The sequence below is a fragment of the Sphingomonas sp. 2378 genome, assembly GCF_038084995.1.
Lineage (GTDB): Bacteria > Pseudomonadota > Alphaproteobacteria > Sphingomonadales > Sphingomonadaceae > Sphingomonas.
On record NZ_JAXCMJ010000005.1, the window covers coordinates 56,603 to 77,972 of the forward strand.

Below are 21,370 nucleotides of genomic sequence, written 5' to 3' on the forward strand. Positions count from 1 at the left end.
TGAAAATGGCACTTGGAAACGCTTGACCGGCGGCCAGCCACTCGTTCATGAATTATCGGTCATCATATATTCATGTCCGTACCGGACATATGCGGACGCAAGCGAGTCAGGAGCCGCCGTGGCCCAAAACCGTTCCTTCCTGGCTACCGCTAGAGCGGACGTGCCCGCCTCGATCGTGGTGGCGCTCGTCGCGCTGCCGCTCTGTCTCGGCGTCGCGGTCGCCTCCGGCGCGCCGCCCTTCGCGGGCATGATCGCCGGGATCGTCGGCGGGCTCGTCGTCGGCTTCCTCTCCAAATCGCCCTTGTCGGTATCCGGCCCCGCCGCAGGGCTGACCGTCATCGTGTTCGAGGCGATCGAGCGGTTGCCGAGTTTCCAGGTCTTCCTGCTCGCCGTGACGCTGGCGGGTGTGCTTCAACTCGGCTTTTCCCTGACTCGCGCGGGCGTGCTGGCCGAGTTCGTCCCCTCCTCGGTCATCACGGGGATGCTGGCGGCGATCGGGCTGATCCTGATCCTGAAGCAGATTCCCCATGCCATCGGCTATGATGGCGATTTCGAGGGCAGCTTCGAATATGCCAGCCGCGCGGGCGGCAACACCTTCACCGACCTGTGGGCCAGCGTCAGCCGCGATATCGCTCCCGGTGCGGTACTGATCGGCGCGATCTCGCTCGCCTTCCTGTTCTGGTGGGATCATGCCAAGCCCAAGCAGGGTCCGCTGCGCCTGTTGCCCGGCCCGCTGGTCGTGGTGGTGATCGGCGTCGTCGGCAACATCATCCTGGGCGCGGTGCGTCCCGACTGGCAACTGGCGGGCGGGCATCTGGTGCAGGTGCCGGTCGCGGGCAGCGCGTCGGAATTCGTCGGCCAGTTCCAGTTGCCCGACTTCACCGCGATCGGCACCGGCGCGGTATGGACGACCGCGATCACGCTCGCCATCGTCGCCAGCCTGGAATCACTGCTCAGCGTCAAGGCGGTGGACGAACTCGACCCGCGCCGCCGCACGACCGACAAGAATTGGGAATTGATGGCGCAAGGCGGCGGCAACATCGTCTCCGGCCTGCTCGGCGGCCTGCCGGTCACCTCGGTCATCGTCCGCTCCTCGGCCAATGTCGATGCGGGCGCGGAGAGCAAGCTGTCGACCATGCTCCACGCCACCTGGCTGTTGCTGTCGGTCGCGCTGATTCCGGTGGTGCTGAACCAGATCCCCCTGGCCGCGCTCGCCGCCGTGCTGATCGCCACCGGCTACAAGCTGTGCAAGCCCAAGCTGTTCACCGAGCGGTACAAGCAGGGCTGGACCCAGTTCATCCCGTTCATCGTCACCATCCTGGCGATCCTGCGCACCGACCTGCTGATCGGGATCGTGGTGGGTCTGGCCGTCGGCTTCGTCTTCGTCGTGGCGCGCAATTTCCGCCCGGCGCTGACCTTCGCTTCCGACGACGAGGACTGCCTGATCCGGGCGCGGCGCAACCTGTATTTCATCCACAAATATGAGTTGCAGAAGTCGCTGGCCAAGGTGCCGGACGGCGCCAACCTGCTGATCGACCTGTCCTCGACCTCCTATGTCGATCTCGACAATATCGACATCATCAACGCCTTCATCAAAGGCGCGGAGTATCGCGGGATCGACGTGATCGTGCGCAGCGACGTCGCGGAACGGACCGCGCCGATGATCAAGGCCCCTTCGACGGGAGTGCGCTACGCATGAGGGAATATAAGCAACTCCTGCTCGCCAATAAGGCCTGGGCCGCCGAACTGCTCGAGGAGAAGACCGACTTCTTCCAGCGCCAGACCGCGGGGCAGAAACCCGACTTCCTCTGGATCGGATGTTCCGACAGCCGGGTGACGCCCGAACAACTGACCATGACGCCGCCGGGCGGCATGTTCCTGCACCGCAACATCGCCAATCTGGTCCATGACGACGACCTGAACCTGTTGTCGGTCGTGCAATATGCGGTCGACGTGCTGGAAGTGCGGCACGTCATCCTGTGCGGCCATCATGGCTGTGGCGGGGTGCTCGCCACACTCGACGGCGGGACGGAGGGGCCGGTCGATCAGTGGCTGGCCAATGCCCGCGACGTGCTCCACCGCCACCGCGACGAAATCGACGCTCAGCCGAACCAGGAGGCCAAGGTCAACCGGCTGGTCGAGGTGAACGTGATGGAGCAGCTCCGCCACCTCGCCCGGCTCGACACCATCCAGAAGGCGTTCGCTTCGGGTCGGGAACTATGGCTCCACGGCTGGGTCTATGACATTCGCGACGGGCATATCAAAACCCTGCTGGAAATCGACGCGACCACCGATCTCGACGCGCTGGCGCGACCGGACAAGGTTCTGATGTGATCCGCGATCCTGCGCGCGCGCCGTAACGGTGCGGCGCGCGGTGGATGGGAATGAGCCAGAGGGCCTGTAAGCCGGGTTCTGTCCACCGGCGCAAAGCCGGATGGGCGACCATTCTTCTAGGACGATGCTTGCACATCGCCTCAAGCAACCAACCCGGATGGCGGGTGGGAACACACCCCGGCGCTTTCGCGCCATGCCATCCCTATTCGGTCTTGCTCCCGGTGGGGTTTGCCATGCCGTTCCCGTTACCGGGACCGCGGTGCGCTTTTACCGCACCCTTTCACCCTGACCTGGCCGAGGCCGTGGCCGTCTGCTCTCTGTGGCACTGTCCCTGGGGTCGCCCCCGCCGGGCGTTACCCGGCACCGATGTTCCGTGGAGCCCGGACTTTCCTCGCCCCCGGTTTCCCGAGGCCGCGGCCGCCCGGCCCTCTGACTGCTGGGCGATGTAGACGGATTGGTGGGGAGGGCAAGGGGTTTGTGTGGACGGTGGGGCGTGGCCTTCGACTTCGCTCAGGCTGAACGGATTTCGGTATCCAGCCCCTCGCTCCGTTCGGGCTGAGCGAAGTCGAAGCCCACGCCCCGCCCTCAATCATCCCCCTGCGGCCGGGGCAGCAACAGCGCGAGCAGGATCATCCGGCACTCCGCATCGATCTCTCCATCGATCAGTTCGGGGCGGAAGCGCCGCTGGAACGCCATGATCGCCGCCATCCGGTCGGTCACGTCATAGCCGAACCGCTCCAGCGCCAGGCAGAAGCCCGCCTCGGTCCACATCGGGTCCATCAAATTCTTGGTCGGGCGCGGCAGGGCCAGACGTCGCCGGGCCAGCGCGCCCCAGGGAAACAACTCGCCCGGGTCGCGCTTGCGGGCGGGGGCGATATCGGAATGGCCGACGATATTGCCCCGCGTGATGCCATGGCGTTTCTGGATGTCGGCGACCAGTTCCATCACCGCCGAGATCTGTTCGTCGGGAAAGGGACGATAGCCCCAGTCATGGCCGGGATTGACGATCTCGATCCCGATGCTCGCCGAATTGACGTCCTCGATCGAACGCCAGTGCGAGCGTCCGGCATGCCAGGCCCGGTTCTCCTCATCGACCAGGCGCAGGACGGTGCCGTCCTCGGTGACGAGATAGTGGCAGGATACCTTGGCCTCCGGGTCGCACAGCCGTGCGATCGCGGACTCGGCATCCTGCATTCCCGTATAGTGCAATACGATCATCGTGATGGGCAGGGTTCGCGCGTCGAAATTGGGTGACGGCGTTTCGACGATCGTCATGCAACCTCCTGAACGACCTCCGTTCGCCGCCCCTGTTAGCGGCATCGCGGTCGCAAGGATACGCCCTCATGCGCGGCGAAGGGCATCGTCCGCGACACATTTCTCGTACACCCCGCGCCCGACGGGAGCGAGCTGGAACAGGTCGGTCTGGCCGATCACCGTCTCGCCCGCGCCCAGGATCAGTCCGGCGGAGGGCCGCATCGCGTCGGCGATGGTCTGGAAGGCGCGCCGCTTGGGCTCGGGGGCGAGATAGAGCATGACGTTGCGGCACAGCACCAGATCGAACGGGCCGCCCGGCGCGGGGTCGGACACCAGGTTCATCTGGCGAAAGCTGACATGCCGCAGCAATTCGGGCCGGACGGCCCATTCGTTGCCGGGCCGCCCTTCGAACCAGTGGACCATCTGGCGGATCGGCAGGCCACGCTGCACCTCGAACTGGGTGAAGCAGCCGCTCCGCGCCCGGGCCAGCGCCGCTTCGGATACGTCGGTCGCGACGATTTCGGGCACCGCCATGCCCGATGCCTGATACCGCTCGGCAAAGAGCATCGCGATCGACAGCGGCTCCTGCCCCGACGAACAGCCCGCGCTCCAGATACGGGGTCGCCGACCGCTGCGTTCCACCTCCGCGACGATCGCCAGGACATGATCGAACACATGCGGGTCGCGGAAGAAGGATGTCTCGCCATTGACCAGCGCATCGACCACCCGCCCCGCGAGCGAAGCATCGCGCCCGTCGAGCATGGCGGACACCAGCTGGTCGAGCGTATCGCAATGCCGTTCGCGCATCAGCGGCAGCAACACCGTATCGACCCGCATCGAGCGATGGCTGACGATCTGCTGGCCCGTCCGCGCCTCCAGCAGGGCGGCCAGCACGGCCAGCGCCTGTCCGGATGCGGCGGGGAGCGTCGCGGAACGCTCGGCAAGGGCGGGAGGGCAGAAAGCACCCGGCATGGTCAGGCCATCGCCCCGGTAATGATCATCGTGCCGATCGCACCGGGCGGCAGGACGATGTCGGCCAGATCGTTGGACACGACCGCACCCGGCATGCCCCATACGACCGAGCTTTCGCGGTCCTGGGCGATGATCGTCCCCCCAGCCGCTTTCAGCGCGCGCGCGCCTTCCATGCCGTCGCGCCCCATGCCCGTCAGGACGATCCCCCAGGCGCGCGTTCCCCAAACCTCCGCGATGGAGGCGAACATCGGATCGACCGAGGGCAGGCAGCCGCTGCTCGCCCGGTCGTGTCGCAATCGGATCGCGGCACCGCCATCGGCCAGCGGGATGAAGGTGATATGCGCATCGCCCGGCGCGACGATGATCCGACCGGGCCGCACGCGCATCCGGTCCTCCGCCACGTCGCAGGGACGGCGCGCGACGGCGGTCAGTTGCGCCGCGAAAAAGGGCATGAAGGAGGCCGGGAGATGCTGCGTCACGACGATCGGCACCGTCATCGTGGCGGGAAGCGGCGCCAGCAACTGCGCCAGCGCATGGATACCGCCGGTCGACGCGCCGATCGCGATGATCTCCGGCCGGGCATGACCGATGGGCAGCAGCGGCACACTGGGTAGCGGTGCGGCACGCTCATCGGACAGCGCAAGCGCGTCGAGCTTGTGGAGCAGGGCTTGGGCGAAGTCGGACAGCCCCTGCGGCCGGGGTTTGACCAGCGTGTCGGCCGCCCCGTGCGCCAGCGCCTGCACCGCCGCCGCGCCGCCGGTAGGGGTGGAGGAGGATACGATGATGATCCGCGCCCCCTGTCCCGCCGCCAACAAGCTGGGCAAGGCGGTGATCCCGTCCATGCCCGGCATGGCGACGTCGAGCAGGATGATGTCGGCGCGATCGGACGCCAGAAAGGCGAGCGCGGCATCGACATGACTGACCGCGCCGACCACCGCGAACCGGGCATGCGGCTCGATCTGACGGGCGATCAGGGCGCGCGCGACGGCGGAATCGTCGACGATCAGGATGCGCGTCGCCCCCCCACGCCGCGCGAGGGGGAAAGCCCCTGGCGCGGCGGGCGGCACCATGCCGCTATGATCCCCAGGCGCCATCGGCTTCGCCGGGGTCAGATCATACCGACGAGCTGGAGCTTGCTTTCCAGCGTGTCGCGGTCGAACGGCTTCATGATATATTCGTCCGCCCCGGCATCGATCGCCGCACGGATATGCGCCATGCCGTTTTCGGTGGTGCAGAACACGATGCGCGGACGCTGCGGCAGATTGGCCTCGCGCAGGGCACGCAGGAAATCCATGCCGCTCATCACCGGCATGTTCCAGTCGAGCAGGATGACGTCGGGCACCGATTCCAGGCACGCCGCCAACGCCTCGCGACCGTCCCCGGCCTCGCGCACCTGAAGGTCCAGCGTTTCCAATATGTGCCGGGCAACCTTTCGGATCACCTTGGAGTCATCGACCACGAGACAGGTTTTCATGCGGCACGCCTTGCTACTACTGCGGTCCAGCCGGGACCCAGGCCGTGTTGATAGCGATCGAAAGGTAACAGGCGGGTTAATCCGCTATGCCAGGATCGGCGTGGGATGCGGGACCAGCCGGGACAGGTCGAGGATCAGCAACGGCTCGCCGTCGCGCACGACCATGCCGTTCGCCGCGCGCGACCAGGCACCGCCGCCGGGCGGGACATGCGGCATCGGGCTGGTCTCGAACGTCTCGATATCCTCCAGCGCGTCGACCAGCATCGCGTAATAATGGCCGTCCTGCCGGGTGATGACCGCGCGGCGGACATGCGGCGGCATCGGCTCCAGCCCCAGCGCGCGCCGGGTATCGACCACCGTGACGACCCGGCTGCGGAGCGCGGTCAGCCCCCGGACGGAAGGCTCGGCGCGGGGCACGGCCACGACATCGCCGATATCGACCACCGAGTCGACCTGATCGGCGTCGAAGACGACGCCCTGCCCGGCGATGCTGGCGATCAGGAACAGGGTCATCGGCCATCTCCACGCCGGGCATGGCCCGCCACCGCCGCGATCAGCGCGGACCGGTCGTAACGATAGATGCTGTCCGGGTCGGCGGCCATGTCCCGCTCCCGCCGCAACCGGACCACGGGCGCCCCCAAAGCCTCGCCCGGCGCCGCATCGTCCTCCATCATCAGCCGCACGGCGGGCGCTTCGTCCTTGGGCGGTTGCAGGACGCAGCGATAGCCGTTCGCCTCCAGCACCGGGCGGAGGAAACGGTCCATCCACGCCGCCCCCGCCCCGTCGAGCAGGCAGAGCGGCGAACGCTCCCCCTCCCCGACGGCTGCGGTGTCGAGGAACAGCGCGAGCGGATCGAGAATCTCGATCGGTCGCCCATCGCACACCGCGATCCCCAATATCGGTCCCGCACCGGCGGCTGGGGCGATCTCGGCGGGCAGTTGAATGATCTCCAGCGCGCCGCGAATGGCATAGGCGCATTCGGTCTCGCCATCGGTCAGGCGGATCACCTCGACCTCGCCGCCCGACGCCAGATCGGTCGGGGCGACCGCGTCGCTATGGTGAAGCGCGATCGTCGTCTCGCCCACCACCAGTCGGCCCCGCCCGGCCAGATAGTGCACGGAATCGGCGGCGACCTTTTCGACACGGTCGATCGCGCCCAGCGGAATGGCGCGGTACATGCCGTCCAGATCCTCGAACAGCAAGGCCGGGGCATCCGATTCCTCCTCGACCTCGGCGACGGCGGCGATTGCCGCGCGCTGGAAGCGCAAGCCCGCCGCCTGCGCCAGCCCACCGCCATCGAGCAGCAGCATCGGCAGGCCGCTGTCGGGCAGGGTCTGTCCGGCATAGAGCCCGGTCGCCATCACGGCGGGCGCGGCGGGCTTCACCACCACTTCCTCGGTATCGAGCACATCGTCGACGCCCAGCGCATAATCGCCGTCGCGGGTCGCGACGATCACCAGCGTCGCCGGATCGCCCCGCCCCAGTTCCAGGAACGGCCCCAGCGGCAGCATGGGCAGGCGACGCCCGCGCACCGTGGCGATGCGAATGTCGCCGACGGGATCGATCCGCACCTGATCCCCCCGCACCTTCACGATCTCCTCGATCGTCTGGCGCGCGATGCCGAAGCGCTGGTCGCCGACCGACACGACGATGGTCGACATGATCGACAGGGTGAGCGGCACCTGGACCGTGATGGTCAGCCCCTGCCCCGGCCGGTTGTCGAGCGCGACGCGACCGCCGACATGCTCGATATTGGCATGGACCACGTCCATCCCGACCCCGCGACCCGAGGTGGCGGACACGGTGTCGCGGCTCGACAGCCCCGGCTCGAAGATCAGCTTCAGCTTTTCCGCCGGGGTCATCGCGGCCACCTCGGCGGCGGTGCGGCGTTCGCCCGCCACTGCCTTGGCCGCGATGCGCGCGACGTCGATCCCGGCGCCGTCATCCTCGACCTCGATCAGGATCTGGTTGCCCGACTGGCGCGCGCTGACCCGGATCTGGCCGGTCGGCGGCTTGCCCAGGCGGCGGCGTTCGGCGGGCGGCTCGATGCCATGGTCGATCGCGTTGCGGATGATATGGACCATCGGGTCGCGCATCATCTCGATCATCTCCCGGTCCAGCTCGACATCCGCGCCCTCGATGCGCAGCGCCACCGCCTTGCCCAATTCCGCCGCCACGTCGCGCACCATGCGGGGCAGCGCGGAGAACAGGCCGTCGACGGTCTGCATCCGGCTGCGCGTCACCGTGTCGCGCATGTCGGCGACGGTCAGCGACAGCCGGTCCAGAGCCGCCTCGACGCGCGGGTCCAGCACATCGTCGCGAAGCCGCCGCGCCAGTTCGTTGCGGGCGAGGACCATGTCCGACATGCCGCTCATCATCCGGTCGAGCAGATCGACGTTCAGCCGCACGCTGCGCGGTGCGATGCGCGGCGCGGCGACGGTGCGCGCCACCGGGGCGACCGGTGCGGTCGGCTTTTGCGACAGCGCCTCGATCAGCGCGACATCGTCCGAGTCGTCATGGGGCGTGCCCGCCGCGATCGCCTCAACGATCGCACCGATCCGGTCGACGATCGCCAGCACGGCATCGACCAGCGCGGTGTCCGGCACCCGCTCGCCATCGCGCACGGCGGCCAGCACATCCTCCGCCGCATGGCTGAGTCGGGCCAGGCGCGGCAGGTCGAGAAAGCCGCAGCTTCCCTTCACGGTATGAACGAAGCGGAAGATCGCATCCAGCCGTGCCCGGTCGGCGGGGGCGGCCTCCCACGCGACGATCTCGCCCGACAGAGCCTCCAGCGTCTCACGGGTTTCGGCAATGAATTCCTGTAGCAGGTCGTCCATGATTCCCCGAGGGCGCGCGAAAAGTCTCACCCCCCTCATGCCGCTACAAGATTAAAAGGGTGTTTACCCCGCGCGGATCGCCGCCCCCAGGATCATGGTATTGGGGGCCGGTTCGGTGACCAGCGTCATGCCGCCATGCTCGGTGGTCAGCGTATGGACCAAGAAGGCGGGCGCGGTGCGTGACGCCAGCGGCTCGGTCCCCTGCCCTTCCATCAGCGTCCGGCGGATTTCGGGATCGAGCAGGATGCGCGGCCCCTCGATCCGGATCGCGATCTCGATCGCCTCGCGCCCCGCCTCCGCGCCGATGTCGATGGTGCCGCCGCGCGCCAGCGCCTCGGTCGCGATCAGCGCCAGGTTCATCAGAATGCGGACCGCGGGCTTGGGCAGGCTGGGCTGCTCGACCAGCCAGCCCAGCGTCGTGCGGCGATTGTCGACCAGCAGCCCCTCGATCGCCGCCTTCGCCTCGCCCATGTCGACCCGGTCGGCAAAGCCGCCACCCGCGCCGAAGGCCAGGCGAAAGAATTTCAGCTTGTTGGCCGAGGCGCGCGCGCTGTCCGCCAGTAATTCCATGCAGCGTTCGCGCATCGCCGGATCGGTCTCGTCAGCGAGCAGCTCCAGCCCGTTGTTGAGCGCCCCCACCGGCGACAGAAGATCGTGGCACAGTCGCGAACACAACAGGCTCGCGAAATCCACCGAACTGACGGTCATGCAAAATCCTTCGACGAATAGGGCCCTTGTGGCGCGGCTGTCCCATCGACGCAAGCAAGGTCGAGCGGATCGAACCGCCCATGACGCCGACCCGCCACCACCGCGCGCCAGGCGGTGACCCCATTTCCGCCCGCGATCAGCCAGATGGAGCCGTCCGGCACCGCATCGGCGGCGTCGCGGGGCGACGGTTCGGCCAGCCCGGTCGGGTGCGAGTGATAATGGCCGACGACCGCCGGACCGCCGCTCCTCGCCGCCCGGTGCGCGGCGATCAGCGCGGCGGGATCGATCTCGAACCGGTGCCACGGCTCTGCGGCGACATTGGCGCACGGCATGGCGGCGGTGATATGATCCCCCTCGCCGAGCAGCAGTCCGCAGATTTCGCGATCGGGCGAGGCGGCGGCGCTTTTGTCGATCAAATCCAGAGCGTCGCTTGAAATCGTTACGGTCATGCCCAATTTACTAGGCCATGGACCGGGGGGTTTCCATCATCGATGCGCGGATCGCGCCCACAGCGGACGGCTGGCGGTTGGACCGCGCGCTGGCCGATGCGGTGCCGACTTTGTCGCGCGAACGGCTGAAGGTGCTGATCGCCAGCGGCGCGGTGACGCGCGACGGCACGATGGCCCGCGACCCCGCCAAGCGCGCGGCGGCGGGCGACGTCTTTCAGGTCGCCGTGCCCGCCCCGACCCCGGCGCATAACGAAGCGCAGGATATCCCGCTCGTCATCGCTTATGAAGACGAGCATCTGATCGTCATCGACAAGCCCGCGGGGCTGGTCGTGCATCCGGCGGCGGGCAATCTCGACGGGACTTTGGTCAACGCGCTGCTCCATCATTGCGGCGGGTCGCTGTCGGGCATCGGCGGCGTCGCTCGGCCGGGCATCGTCCACCGGATCGACAAGGACACCTCCGGCCTGATGGTCGCGGCGAAGACCGACCGTACCCACGAAGGGCTCGCCAAGCAGTTCGCGGCGCATTCGATCGACCGCCGCTACCGCGCGATCACCGGCGGCATCCCGCGTCCCGCCGACGGCACCGTGGACGCACCGCTCGCGCGCAGCCCGCTCAACCGCAAGAAGGTCGCCATCGTCCAGAGCGGCAAGCGCGCCGTCACCCATTATCGCACCATTGAAAAACTGAACAACGCCGCGCTGGTCGAATGCCGGTTGGAGACGGGTCGCACGCATCAGGTGCGGGTGCATATGCAGTCGCTGGGTCACGCCTTGCTGGGCGATCCGGTCTATGGTAGAACAAAGGGTGCTCAAAAAGCCCTGCTCGAATCGCTCGATTTCCGGCGCCAAGCCCTGCACGCGGCGCATCTGGGCTTTATTCATCCTATAAGCGGTAACGCTTTGGCGTTTGAGAGCCCGATGCCCGCCGATATGCAGGAACTGTTCAGTCGGCTTCACGTATAGCAGAAGACCGCCTCGCGCCCGAGCGACGGGCCAGACGGAATGAAGCTCCAGAAAGGGAGATAAGGATCATGGCAAAAGGCAGCAACGTCCCGGCGACGATTCCTGCGCTCGGCGGGGAGCAGTCGCTCAACCGCTATCTGGCCGAGATCAAGAAATTCCCGATCCTTGCCCCGGAGCAGGAATATATGCTCGCCAAGCGCTTTCAGGAGCATGGCGATCCCGAGGCGGCGGCCCAGCTCGTCACCTCGCACCTGCGTCTCGTGGCGAAGATCGCGATGGGTTATCGCGGCTATGGCCTGCCCACCTCCGAGCTGATCTCGGAGGGCAATATCGGCCTGATGCAGGGCGTGAAGAAGTTCGAGCCGGATCGCGGCTTCCGCCTCGCCACCTATGCCATGTGGTGGATCCGCGCCTCGATCCAGGAATATATCCTGCGCTCCTGGAGCCTGGTGAAGATGGGCACCACGGCGGCGCAGAAGAAGCTGTTCTTCAACCTGCGCCGGATGAAGTCGAAGCTCGACGCGTTCGAGGACGGCGACCTGCGGCCCGAGGACGTGACCAAGATCGCCACCGATCTGGGCGTCAACGAGGACGAGGTCATCAGCATGAACCGCCGCATGGCGATGGGGGGCGATACCTCGCTCAACGTCTCGATGCGCGAGGATGGCGAGGGCCAGTGGCAGGACTGGCTGGCCGATGACGCGCCGCTTCAGGACTCGGTCGTCGCCGAGCAGCAGGAGGCGGATGTCCGCCACGACATGCTGGTCAGCGCGATGGACGACCTGAACGATCGCGAAAAGCATATTCTGACCGAACGTCGCCTGACCGACGATCCCAAGACGCTGGAAGAACTGAGCCAGGTTTACGGCGTCAGCCGCGAGCGCGTCCGCCAGATCGAGGTGCGCGCCTTCGAGAAGCTGCAAAAGGCGATGATGCGTATCGCCGGTGAGAAGCGGCTGCTGGCGGCCGCCTGAGCATGACCGGCCGCACCGTCGTCATCGGCGGCGGCGCGGCCGGGATCGCGGCGGCACGGACGCTGCATGAGGCGGGGTGGGATGTCCTGCTGATCGAAGCCGCGGACCGGCTGGGCGGACGGGCGCGCAGCGTACGCCTTCCCACGGGCCATGTCGTCGATCATGGCTGTGGCTGGCTCCATTCGGCCAAGCGCAACCCATGGACCGCCATCGCCGAGCAGGCGGGCTTCACCATCGACCGCCGCTCCCCCAATTGGCAGGTCCAGTGGAACGACCTGGGCTTTTCCCCCGACGAGAAACGCGCCTCGGGCGAGGCTCATGCCCGGTTCGAGGAAGCCGCCATGACCGCACTCGACGGGCCCGACCGACCGCTGTCCGATTTTGTGGCGGCGGACGATCCGTGGCGGCCTATGATCGACGCCATCTCCGGCTATGCCAATGGCGCATCGCTCGCCCAAGTGTCGCTGCACGATTGGGCGGCCTATGAGAACGCCGCCACCGACGATAATTGGGCCGTGGTCGAGGGCTATGGCACGGTCATCGTGAACCATGCGAGCGACATGCCGGTGCGCACCGGCGTGACCGCGAGCCGGATCGACCATCGCGGCAAGACGATCCGCATCGAAACCTCCCGGGGTACGCTTGAGGCGGAGCATGTCGTTATTGCCGTTCCCACCCCGGTGCTGGCGGAAGGCAAGCTCACCTTCGACCCGCCTTTGCCCGCCAAGCAGGAGGCCGCCGCCGCGCTGCCGTTGGGCATCGCGGACAAGGTCTTCCTGTCGGTCGAGGGCCCCCTGCCCTGGCCCGCCCATGCGCATCTGACCGGCAATCCGCATTCCCACTGCACCGCCAGCCACCGCCTATCGCCCTTCGGCTGGCCGATTATCGAGAGCTTCTTCGGCGGTCCCTGCGCCGAAGCGCTGGAGGAAGACGACGCGGCGGCGCAATTCGCCATCGACGAACTGGTCAGATTGCTCGGCAGCGACTGGCGACGGCGGCTTACCCCACTGGACGCAACACGCTGGCGGCATGCACCGCTGATCGGCGGCAGTTACAGCCATGCCAAGGTCGGCCACACCAAGGCGCGCCAAGCGCTGGCCCAACCGGTCGACGACCGCCTGTTCTTCGCGGGCGAGGCCTGTTCGCGCGATGATTTCTCGACCGCGCACGGGGCTTATGAGACGGGCGTGGCGGCAGCGCGCCTGATCATCCATCCCGCCTTGTGAGTTCGGCCCATCCCTCTATCCTGCTCGCGACAGCCATAGGATAAGCGGATGCGGACGATAGGATTGGTGGGCGGCATGAGTTGGGAAAGCTCGGCCGAATATTATCGCCTTATCAATCAGGGCGTTCGTGAGCGGCTGGGTCCGACGGCATCCGCCTCGTGCCTGCTCTGGTCCTTCAACTTCGCCGAGATCGAGGCACTTCAGCATAAAGGCGACTGGGCCGGCCTGACCGCGCGCATGACCGATGCCGCGCAAAGGCTGGAGGCCGCCGGTGCAGATTTCCTGGTGATCTGCACCAATACCATGCACCGGACCGCACCCGCCATCGAGGCGACAACGGCCATTCCCCTGTTGCACATCGCCGATCCGACGGCGGAGCGGATCAAGGCGGCGGGCCTGCGCACCGTGGGGCTGCTCGGCACGGCCTTCACCATGGAGCAGGATTTCTACAAGGGGCGACTGGCGGATCGACACGGGCTGAACGTCGTCATTCCCGATGCCGCCGACCGGGCAACGGTGCACCGGGTGATCTATGATGAACTAGTCGCAGGCCGAGTGCTGGGATCGTCGCGCGAAGCCTATCGGACGGTCATCGGACGCCTGGTCGAACAGGGTGCCGAAGCGATCATCCTGGGATGCACCGAGATCATGCTGCTGATCGGCCCCGACGACAGCCCGGTGCCCATTTTCGATACGACCGCGCTGCATGCCCAGGCGGCCATCGACATGGCACTGACCGACTGAGCGAGCCCCACACACGAAAAAGGCCCCGATTTCCGCCGAGGCCCTTTCGCTATCGCGAGGTCTTCCCCCTCACCGGATCGGCGAGTTCGGGTCCAGCCGCATGTCCAGATACCGGTCCACCGACCCCATCAGCTCGGGCATCTCATGCTCGAAGAAGTGGTTGGCCTTGGGGATGGTGTCGTGGTGGATGGTGATGTGCTTCTGGGTGCGCAGCTTGTCGACCAGCTTCTGGGTCGCCGCCGGGGTCGCGACCTCGTCGCCCTCGCCCTGGATGATGATGCCCGAGGAGGGGCACGGCGCCAGGAAGGTGAAGTCGTACATGTTGGCGGGCGGCGCGACCGAGATGAAGCCGCGAATCTCCGGGCGGCGCATCAGCAACTGCATCCCGATCCACGCGCCGAAGCTGACGCCCGCGATCCAGGTGGTCGACGCTTCCGGATGAAAGCTCTGCACCCAGTCGAGCGCCGAGGCCGCGTCGGACAGTTCGCCGATACCGTTGTCGAACGTGCCCTGGCTCTTGCCCACACCCCGGAAGTTGAAGCGCAGCGTCGCGAAGCCGCGCCGCTGGAAGGTCTTGTAGAGTTCCTGCACGATCCGGTTGTTCATCGTGCCGCCCGCATTGGGATGGGGGTGCAGGATCATCGCGACGGGCGCGCGCGGACGCGGAGCGGGAGCGAAACGGCCTTCGAGGCGGCCTTCGGGGCCGGGGAAAATGACTTCGGGCATCAAAACTCGCCGATCTGGAAGGGCGCTGGTGGAGCACCCGGAACGTTGCGCTATATAGGCCGAAGCGTCATTTTCGCAATTGTTCGATCATTCCAGCTAGGCAACGAACCCTGTCCCGTCTTTATCTCGATCATGCCGCCACCACCCCGATGACCGACGCGGCCCGCGCCGCGCTGGCGGAGGGCTGCGCGATCTGGGCCAACCCTTCCTCCCCCCATGCCGAAGGGCGTGCCGCCAAGCGCGCGCTGGAGGATGCGCGCGGAAGCATCGCCCGTTCGCTGGGCTGGCGGCACGACATCCTGTTCACCAGCGGGGCGAGCGAATCCCTGTCCATCGCGCTGACCCGCACGATGGCGGAGCGGCGCTTCGTCGGCGCGATCGATCACGACGCGGTGCTGCGCGCCGCCCCGGAGGCGATCGTCATGCCGGTCGGGGCCGATGGCGTGCTGCGCCTGCCCGACCTCGATGGCCCCCGCGCGGTCGTGACGGTGCAATGGGCCAATAGCGAAACGGGTATGCGCCAGCCCATCGCGCAACTTGCGGAGGTCATTCACGCCGCCGGGCACATCCTGCTGGTCGATGCCGCGCAAATGCCTGCGGGGGCCGACCCGGAGGTGATTGACCATGCCGACCTCGTCGCCCTGTCGGCGCACAAGCGGGGTGGGCCCCCGGGGATCGGCGCGTTGCTGGTCCGCGACCTGAGCCTGCTGGCCCCCACCGGCGGGCAGGAGCGCGGCTATCGCCCCGGCACCGAGAATATGCCGGGCGTGCTGGGCTATGCCGCCGCGCTGGCCGAGCCCGAGCCGGATCATTGCGACCTGCGCGCGCACCTCGACGATGCGATCCGTCGTTCGGGCGGGATCGTCGTCGCGGACGCCAGCCGCCGCCATCCCGCCATCGCCAGCTATCATATGCCCGGCAAGCCCTCCGCCGCACAGTTGATCCAGTTCGATCTCGCGCAAATCTCGGTATCGGCGGGCAGCGCCTGCGCCAGCGGCAGCCTGAAGCCCAGCCATGTCCTGTCCGCCCTAGGCTGGAGCGTGGAGGCGGGGCGCGAGGTGGTGCGGGTCAGCTTCGGCCGGACCACGACGCGCGAGGATGTCGACCGCTTCGTCACCGCCTGGCGCGCCATATCGCGGGGCCAGCGGGTGGAGGCGGCGTGATCTATCTGGATTACCAGGCGACGACTCCGCTCGCCCCCGAAGCGTTGAAGGCGATGCTCCCCTGGCTGGAACAGGGTCATGCCAATCCCCATTCCCCCCACCGCGCCGGAAGACAGGCGCGCGCAGCGGTGGAGGTGGCGCGCGATCAGGTGGCGGCGCTACTCCCCACGGGCGGGCGGGTGGTCTTTACCAGCGGTGCGACAGAGGCGCTCAACTGGGCGATCAAGGGCGTGAGCGGCGGCATCGTCACCACCGCCATCGAACATGCCGCCGTTCTCGACACCGCACGCGCGCCCGGACGACCGTTGACCGTGCTGCCGGTCGATGGCGAGGGTCTGGTCACGCCGGAATCCATGGCGGAGGGCACGGCTCTGGTCGCCGCCATGCTGGTCAACAACGAGATCGGCACGATCCAGCCCATCGCGGCGCTGGCCGAAGACGCCCATCGCGTAGGTGCCTGGATGCTGTGCGACGCGGTGCAGGGCTATGGCCGGATCGCCATTCCCGATGGCGTCGATCTGGTCGCGCTGTCGGCGCACAAGATCCATGGCCCCAAAGGTATCGGCGCATTGTGGATGCGCGACGGCATCACCCTGCCCCCGCTGCTTCATGGCGGGGATCAGGAGGGCGGGCGTTCGGGCACGCTCAGCCCCGCGCTCTGTGCCGGGTTCGGCGCGGCGGCGAGGCTGATGGCGACGCACGCCGAGGCGGATCGCGTGCATGTCGAGCGGTTGTGGACGCTGGCGGTGGAGCGGCTCGGCCCGGACTGGACGGTCAACGGCTCGACCACCCGGCGCTATCACGGCAACCTCAACGTCCGTCGCGAAGGGCTGGACGTGGCGCGGCTCATGTCCGATTGCCGCGACATCGCCTTTTCCGCCGGCAGCGCCTGTGCCAGCGGATCGGGACGGACCAGCCATGTCCTGACCGCGCTAGGCCTGAACGGCGCGCAGGCGAAATCCTCGATCCGGCTGGGCTTCGGGCGCTACACGACGGAGGCCGAATTGCTCCAAGCCCTCGACCAGTTGGTGACGGCGGCCAAGGTGCAGCGTCCGTGATCGCCCTGAGCTTCATCGGCCGCGACGGTCATGCCCTCCCCGCCGAGGCCTCGCCCGGCGAGACGCTGCTCCGCGCCGGACAACGGGCGGGCCAGCCGATGGAGGGCACCTGCGGCGGGCAAATGTCCTGCGCGACCTGCCATGTGCTGATCGATCCGGCCTATATCGACCGCCTCGCCCCGCCCTCGCCCGAGGAGGAGGATATGCTGGATCTGGTGCCCGATGCCACGCGCTTCAGCCGCCTCGCCTGCCAGATCGTCATGGACGACCGATTGGACGGATTGACCGCCCGGCTTCCCTGAACACCCGATAACGAGTTGGTTCAGCACGCAATCATCGGCGATTCGGCATTCTTCTCCCATGCTCGCCGAAGGGCGGGTCCACCGGGAGTAAAGCGTTATGAAACTTCTTGCTGTCTTGGGCGCCGGTCTGATCGCTGTCAGCGGCATCGCCGCCGCCCCCGCCGAAGCCGCGCCGCATGATCGCTGGGGCCGGGGCCCCGGCTGGGATCGCGGGCCGGGCGGGCCCCATCGCGGACCGGGTTGGGATCGCGGACGTGGCTGGGACCGTGGCCCCGGCTGGCATCGCGGCGGTTACGAGCGTGGTCCGGGCTGGCGCGGCTATGGCCGTCCGCGCGTGACCTGCCGCTGGGTGCGGACCTGGAACGGGCCGCAACGCCAGTGCTTCCGTCGCTGAGGCGATGACATGACCGACGGGGCCGGTGGGATAAGGACTTGATCCCCCGGCCCCGTTTCGCCATATGCGCGGCGGGAGTCGGGCGGACGTAGTCATCGCCAACCCGGTCAGGTCCTGACGGAAGCAGCCGCAACGATTTCGCTGCGGGTCGTCCCGGCTCCCACCCTCCGACATTAGACATTCGTCGCCCCAGTGCAGGCTGGGGCCTTTCGTCGTGTGTTGGCCACGCTCGTGAGGGATCCCAGCCTTCGCTGGGATGACGATAATGCATAATTTTTCCGTCGCCCCAGCGCAGGCTGGGGCCTTTCACCGTGTGCTGGCCCGCTCGTGAGAGATCCCAGCCTTCGCTGGGATGACGGTAATGACGGTGCTGGGATGACGGCGCTGCCGGTACTGACGCTACTGACGGTTATTACGATTCCACCTGACGGCGCGGGTCGGAGCGCCTATGTTGGTCGGCGATGCTTTCCAACACCCCGATCTCCCGGCCCCGGCATGGCTGATTCGTTCGACCTGGGCGAACCGCCCCAGCCTGCAAAGCCCGAGGCGTATCGTGTCCTCGCGCGCAAATACCGGCCGCAGACCTTCGACGCGCTGATCGGGCAGGACGCGATGGTCCAGACGCTGGGCAATGCGATCAAGCGCGACCGGCTGGCCCATGCGTTCCTGATGACCGGCGTGCGCGGGGTGGGCAAGACCTCGACCGCGCGACTGATCGCCAAGGCGCTCAACTGCGTCGGCCCCGACGGCACCGGCGGCCCGACCATCACCCCCTGCGGCCAGTGCGAGCCCTGCCGTGCCATCGCCGAGGGCCGCCATATCGACGTGATCGAGATGGACGCCGCCAGCCATACCGGCGTCGACGACGTGCGCGAGATCATCGAGGCGTCGCGCTATGCCGCCGTGTCGGCGCGATTCAAGATCTACATCGTGGACGAGGTCCACATGCTCTCCAAGAACGCCTTCAACGCGCTGTTGAAGACTCTGGAGGAACCGCCCGCCCATGTGAAGTTCCTGTTCGCCACCACGGAAGTGAACAAGGTTCCGATCACCGTCCTGTCGCGCTGCCAGCGTTTCGACCTGCGGCGGATCACGGCGGACAAGCTGGCCGCGCATTTCGCCGACATCTGCGTCAAGGAAGGCGTCACCGCCGAGGACGAGGCGCTGATGCTGGTCGCCCGCGCGGCGGAAGGATCGGCGCGCGATGGCCTGTCGATCCTGGACCAGGCGATCGCCCATGCCGATCTGGAGGGCGGCGGCGTGACGGCGGCGGCGGTGCGCGAGATGCTGGGCCTGTCGGATCGCGGCGCGGTGCGCGACCTTCTGGGGCTGATCCTGAACGGCGACGGCGCGGGGGCGTTGGCGTCGCTTCGGCGGCAATATGATTATGGCGTCGACCCGCAATCGGTGCTGCGGTCCTTGCTGGAGACGGTGCACGGCATCACCCTGACCAAGGTCGGCACGCCGCCTGACGCCGCCCAGCCGCTGGAGGAGCGGGCCGCGCGCGAGGAATGGGCGGGGTCGCTCAGCTTCCCGGCGCTGCACCGGTTATGGCAATTGTTCCTGAAGGGGCATGACGAGGTCGCGCGCGCCGCCCTGCCCATCGAGGCGGCGGAAATGGCACTGCTCCGCGCGATCCATGCCTCGACGCTGCCCGATCCGGGTGAATTGGCGCGGCAGATTCGCGATGGCGGCGTCTCCGCCCCGACTGCTCCCGCGGTGACGCATCAGGCGGCTCCCACGCCCGCTCCGGTCTCCCTCGCCCCTCCCCCGCCACCCGCCGAGCCCGAGCCGCCCAAGCTGCCCGACAGCTTCGTCGCGATGATCGACCGGCTGGACGATATGGGGCAATTGGCGCTGGCGGCGCGGTTGCGCCACGGCGCGCGTCTCGTGCGTTATGCCCCACCGGAGGTCGTGTTCAGCGGATCACGCCCCATCGCGACCGATACGCTGAGCGAGTTGGTGGCGGCCTTGAAATCCGCGACCGGCCAGGTCTGGCGCATCACGATGGAGGACATGCCCGGCCAACCCACGCTGCACGAACAGCAGATGGCGGCCGAGGAAGCGATCAAGACCGCCGCGTGGGAATCGGACATGGTCCGCGCCGCCCGCGAGGCTTTCCCCGAGGCCGAACTCATGGAATGGCCCGGCAAACGCAGTATGAACGGAGCATGATGTGAAGAATCTCGACGAAATCCTGGCCATGGCCCAGAACGTCCAGAACGAACTCGAAAAGGCGCAGGCCAATCTCGACACGATCGAGGTCGAGGGCGTCTCCGGCGGCGGTCTGGTCAAGGTGAAGGCATCGGCCAAGGGCCGGATCATCGGAATCACCATCGACGACTCGCTGATGCAGCCGTCGGAAAAGGGGATGCTGGAGGATCTGCTGGCCGCCGCGATCAACGACGCGCGCACCAAGGCGGATGCGGCCTCGGGCAGCGAAATGTCCAAGATGACCAGCGGCCTGCCGCTGCCGCCGGGGTTCAAGCTGCCCTTCTGATCCGCTTTCCGGCGCTTGTGGAACGGTATCGCGGTCATGACGTTGCTGGCCTCACCATAAGAGGAGGGAATGTCATGGCCGACGAACGTGTGACCGAAACCTATGGCAATCAGCAGCCCCATACCACAGTGATCGAGCGTCGCAGCGGCGGTGGCGGCATGGCGATCGCGATCGTCCTGCTGGTCGCGGTGTTGATCGGTGGCTTCTATCTGTTCAGCCGGGGTGGCGCGGAGAACCGGCGCGATGCGGCCGTGACCTCGGCGGCCCAGAGCGTCGGCGATACCGCCAAGAAGGCGGGCGACGCGATTTCGGGTGACGGGAAGTAATGGATTGGGGCTTCGTCGCGTGTGGCGAGGCCCTCCCCCATCCCCTCCCGCCTGCGGGAGGGGCGTGCTACCTGGCGGGCGTCATGCGCCTGCGATGCGTTGGCTGAACTGATCGCCCACCCCAGGCACACCCCTCCCGCAGGCGGGAGGGGATGGGGGAGGGAAAGGTGTCTCACCGAGACCGCCCCCTACCGGATACAGGCATCCAATCCCTGCCGCCGCACAACGCCGACATAGCGCGCGATCACATTGCCATGCCGCCGCACGAACCCGGTCGGCGCCACCGCCGCCCGCTTCTTCGGTAAAGGCAGCACCGCCGCGATCCGCGCCGCTTCCGTGGGCGACAGGTGCGAGGCGTCATGCCCGAAATAGCGCATCGCCCCGGCATTCGCCCCATAGGTGCCGATCCCCGTCTCGGCGATGTTGAGATAGACCTCCATGATCCGCCTTTTGCCCCACAGCGTTTCGATCAGGAAGGTGAACCACGCCTCGAACGCCTTGCGGACATAGCCGCCGCCCTGGAACAGAAAGGCGTTCTTCGCGGTCTGCTGGCTGATCGTCGAACCGCCCCGGATCCGGCCGCCCTCGGCGTTGCGATAGGCGGCGCTGGCCATCGCCTTGAAATCAAAGCCATGATGCGAACAGAAGCGCGCATCCTCACCCGCGATGGCGGCGCGCGCCATGTCCGGGTCCATCTCGGACAGCGGCATCCAGTCCTTCGTCACCTCATGCCCGCCCAGCGCGTCGCCCAGCATGGTGAAGGTATAGGGCGGCGGCACGAAGCGATAGATGCCGACCCAGACGACACTGAGGATCACAAAGGCGAGCACGGCCTTCAGGGCCCAGCGAGCGATGCGGAACATAGGGTGGGTCTTAGCGGGGTTTGGTGATGAGGTCACTTCCCTCAACGATCCTCCCCGGCACGGGGAGGGGGACCGCCGCGAAGCGGTGGTGGAGGGGGCGT

Annotated in this window: 23 protein-coding genes and 2 other RNA genes; 14 read left to right on the forward strand and 11 right to left on the reverse strand. The window is 67.3% G+C overall.

All coding sequences use genetic code 11. From position 1 onward, the window contains the following. Positions 1 to 118: 118 nt before the first annotated feature. Complete coding sequence (locus tag SM191_RS04235) at positions 119 to 1,699, forward strand: SulP family inorganic anion transporter (protein ID WP_341505121.1); 1,581 nt, start codon at positions 119 to 121, stop codon at positions 1,697 to 1,699. Next, positions 1,696 to 2,334 (forward strand): carbonic anhydrase, encoded by a 639-nt coding sequence (locus SM191_RS04240; RefSeq protein ID WP_306999617.1) that lies wholly within the window; start codon positions 1,696 to 1,698, stop codon positions 2,332 to 2,334. Before SM191_RS04235 ends, SM191_RS04240 begins: the two co-directional genes overlap by 4 nt. A 51-nt stretch (positions 2,335 to 2,385) precedes the next feature. Here the strand turns inward: SM191_RS04240 and rnpB are convergent. The 9 genes from rnpB to SM191_RS04285 all read right to left on the reverse strand — a co-directional run bounded on the left by rnpB (position 2,386) and on the right by SM191_RS04285 (position 10,028). Then, positions 2,386 to 2,767, reverse strand: an RNA gene (rnpB, locus tag SM191_RS04245) — RNase P RNA component class A. Between the two features lie 152 nt (positions 2,768 to 2,919). Then, positions 2,920 to 3,609, reverse strand: coding sequence for an N-acetylmuramoyl-L-alanine amidase (locus tag SM191_RS04250; protein ID WP_341505122.1), 690 nt, complete (start codon positions 3,607 to 3,609; stop codon positions 2,920 to 2,922). 66 nt (positions 3,610 to 3,675) lie between these two features. Continuing rightward, a complete protein-coding gene (locus SM191_RS04255) occupies positions 3,676 to 4,560 on the reverse strand; it encodes a CheR family methyltransferase (RefSeq protein ID WP_341505123.1) in 885 nt (294 codons plus the stop codon). Between the two features lie 2 nt (positions 4,561 to 4,562). After that, the gene (gene cheB / locus SM191_RS04260) at positions 4,563 to 5,630 is read right to left on the reverse strand and encodes a chemotaxis-specific protein-glutamate methyltransferase CheB (protein ID WP_341505195.1); all 1,068 of its coding nucleotides are present in this window, start codon (positions 5,628 to 5,630) and stop codon (positions 4,563 to 4,565) included. Between the two features lie 38 nt (positions 5,631 to 5,668). Continuing rightward, positions 5,669 to 6,034, reverse strand: a complete 366-nt coding sequence (locus SM191_RS04265; RefSeq protein WP_341505124.1) for a response regulator — start codon at positions 6,032 to 6,034, stop codon at positions 5,669 to 5,671. Between the two features lie 84 nt (positions 6,035 to 6,118). Further along, the gene (locus tag SM191_RS04270; protein ID WP_306999608.1) at positions 6,119 to 6,547 is read right to left on the reverse strand and encodes a chemotaxis protein CheW; all 429 of its coding nucleotides are present in this window, start codon (positions 6,545 to 6,547) and stop codon (positions 6,119 to 6,121) included. After that, the gene (locus SM191_RS04275; RefSeq protein ID WP_341505125.1) at positions 6,544 to 8,871 is read right to left on the reverse strand and encodes a chemotaxis protein CheA; all 2,328 of its coding nucleotides are present in this window, start codon (positions 8,869 to 8,871) and stop codon (positions 6,544 to 6,546) included. Before SM191_RS04275 ends, SM191_RS04270 begins: the two co-directional genes overlap by 4 nt. 63 nt (positions 8,872 to 8,934) lie before the next feature. Then, complete coding sequence (locus SM191_RS04280) at positions 8,935 to 9,579, reverse strand: histidine phosphotransferase family protein (protein ID WP_341505126.1); 645 nt, start codon at positions 9,577 to 9,579, stop codon at positions 8,935 to 8,937. After that, on the reverse strand, positions 9,576 to 10,028 hold the full coding sequence (locus SM191_RS04285) for a M67 family metallopeptidase (protein ID WP_341505127.1): 453 nt from the start codon (positions 10,026 to 10,028) through the stop codon (positions 9,576 to 9,578). Before SM191_RS04285 ends, SM191_RS04280 begins: the two co-directional genes overlap by 4 nt. A 17-nt stretch (positions 10,029 to 10,045) precedes the next feature. Between SM191_RS04285 and SM191_RS04290 the strand changes: the two genes are divergently transcribed. From SM191_RS04290 to SM191_RS04305, 4 genes are all read left to right on the forward strand, one after another. Beyond that, positions 10,046 to 10,993: an RluA family pseudouridine synthase gene (locus SM191_RS04290; RefSeq protein ID WP_341505128.1), complete on the forward strand. Its 948-nt coding sequence runs from the start codon at positions 10,046 to 10,048 to the stop codon at positions 10,991 to 10,993. Positions 10,994 to 11,061: 68 nt separating this feature from the next. Continuing rightward, positions 11,062 to 11,967: an RNA polymerase sigma factor RpoH gene (gene rpoH / locus SM191_RS04295; protein ID WP_007404166.1), complete on the forward strand. Its 906-nt coding sequence runs from the start codon at positions 11,062 to 11,064 to the stop codon at positions 11,965 to 11,967. A gap of 2 nt (positions 11,968 to 11,969) precedes the next feature. Further along, complete coding sequence (locus SM191_RS04300; RefSeq protein WP_341505129.1) at positions 11,970 to 13,193, forward strand: flavin monoamine oxidase family protein; 1,224 nt, start codon at positions 11,970 to 11,972, stop codon at positions 13,191 to 13,193. A gap of 48 nt (positions 13,194 to 13,241) precedes the next feature. After that, positions 13,242 to 13,937, forward strand: coding sequence for an aspartate/glutamate racemase family protein (locus tag SM191_RS04305; RefSeq protein WP_341505130.1), 696 nt, complete (start codon positions 13,242 to 13,244; stop codon positions 13,935 to 13,937). Positions 13,938 to 14,006: 69 nt separating this feature from the next. Here the strand turns inward: SM191_RS04305 and SM191_RS04310 are convergent, their stop codons facing one another. Next, positions 14,007 to 14,663 carry an alpha/beta hydrolase gene (locus SM191_RS04310; RefSeq protein WP_341505131.1) on the reverse strand — a complete coding sequence of 219 codons (657 nt, stop codon included), beginning with the start codon at positions 14,661 to 14,663 and terminating at the stop codon, positions 14,007 to 14,009. A gap of 110 nt (positions 14,664 to 14,773) precedes the next feature. On the opposite strand from SM191_RS04310, the gene SM191_RS04315 reads away from it, so the two are divergent. The 8 genes from SM191_RS04315 (at position 14,774) to SM191_RS04350 (ending at position 20,406) form a co-directional block, all read left to right on the forward strand. Next, positions 14,774 to 15,826 carry a cysteine desulfurase family protein gene (locus tag SM191_RS04315; RefSeq protein ID WP_341505196.1) on the forward strand — a complete coding sequence of 351 codons (1,053 nt, stop codon included), beginning with the start codon at positions 14,774 to 14,776 and terminating at the stop codon, positions 15,824 to 15,826. Further along, positions 15,823 to 16,884, forward strand: a complete 1,062-nt coding sequence (locus SM191_RS04320) for a cysteine desulfurase family protein (RefSeq protein ID WP_341505132.1) — start codon at positions 15,823 to 15,825, stop codon at positions 16,882 to 16,884. The genes SM191_RS04315 and SM191_RS04320 overlap by 4 nt, the downstream gene beginning before the upstream one ends. Continuing rightward, the gene (locus SM191_RS04325; protein WP_341505133.1) at positions 16,881 to 17,186 is read left to right on the forward strand and encodes a 2Fe-2S iron-sulfur cluster-binding protein; all 306 of its coding nucleotides are present in this window, start codon (positions 16,881 to 16,883) and stop codon (positions 17,184 to 17,186) included. Before SM191_RS04320 ends, SM191_RS04325 begins: the two co-directional genes overlap by 4 nt. Positions 17,187 to 17,283: 97 nt before the next feature. Then, entirely contained in the window at positions 17,284 to 17,580 is a 297-nt protein-coding gene (locus SM191_RS04330; RefSeq protein ID WP_306999587.1) for a hypothetical protein, read from the forward strand. 70 nt (positions 17,581 to 17,650) lie between these two features. Further along, an RNA gene (gene ffs, locus SM191_RS04335) (signal recognition particle sRNA small type) lies at positions 17,651 to 17,748 on the forward strand. Between the two features lie 327 nt (positions 17,749 to 18,075). Then, a complete protein-coding gene (locus SM191_RS04340; protein ID WP_341505134.1) occupies positions 18,076 to 19,755 on the forward strand; it encodes a DNA polymerase III subunit gamma/tau in 1,680 nt (559 codons plus the stop codon). 1 nt (position 19,756) lies between these two features. Beyond that, a complete protein-coding gene (locus SM191_RS04345) occupies positions 19,757 to 20,080 on the forward strand; it encodes a YbaB/EbfC family nucleoid-associated protein (protein ID WP_056434009.1) in 324 nt (107 codons plus the stop codon). Positions 20,081 to 20,154: 74 nt separating this feature from the next. Further along, a complete protein-coding gene (locus SM191_RS04350; RefSeq protein WP_341505135.1) occupies positions 20,155 to 20,406 on the forward strand; it encodes a hypothetical protein in 252 nt (83 codons plus the stop codon). 188 nt (positions 20,407 to 20,594) lie between these two features. Here SM191_RS04350 and mtgA read toward each other — a convergent pair whose 3' ends face one another. Next, on the reverse strand, positions 20,595 to 21,269 hold the full coding sequence (gene mtgA, locus SM191_RS04355; RefSeq protein ID WP_341505136.1) for a monofunctional biosynthetic peptidoglycan transglycosylase: 675 nt from the start codon (positions 21,267 to 21,269) through the stop codon (positions 20,595 to 20,597). Between the last annotated feature and the right edge of the window lie 101 nt (positions 21,270 to 21,370).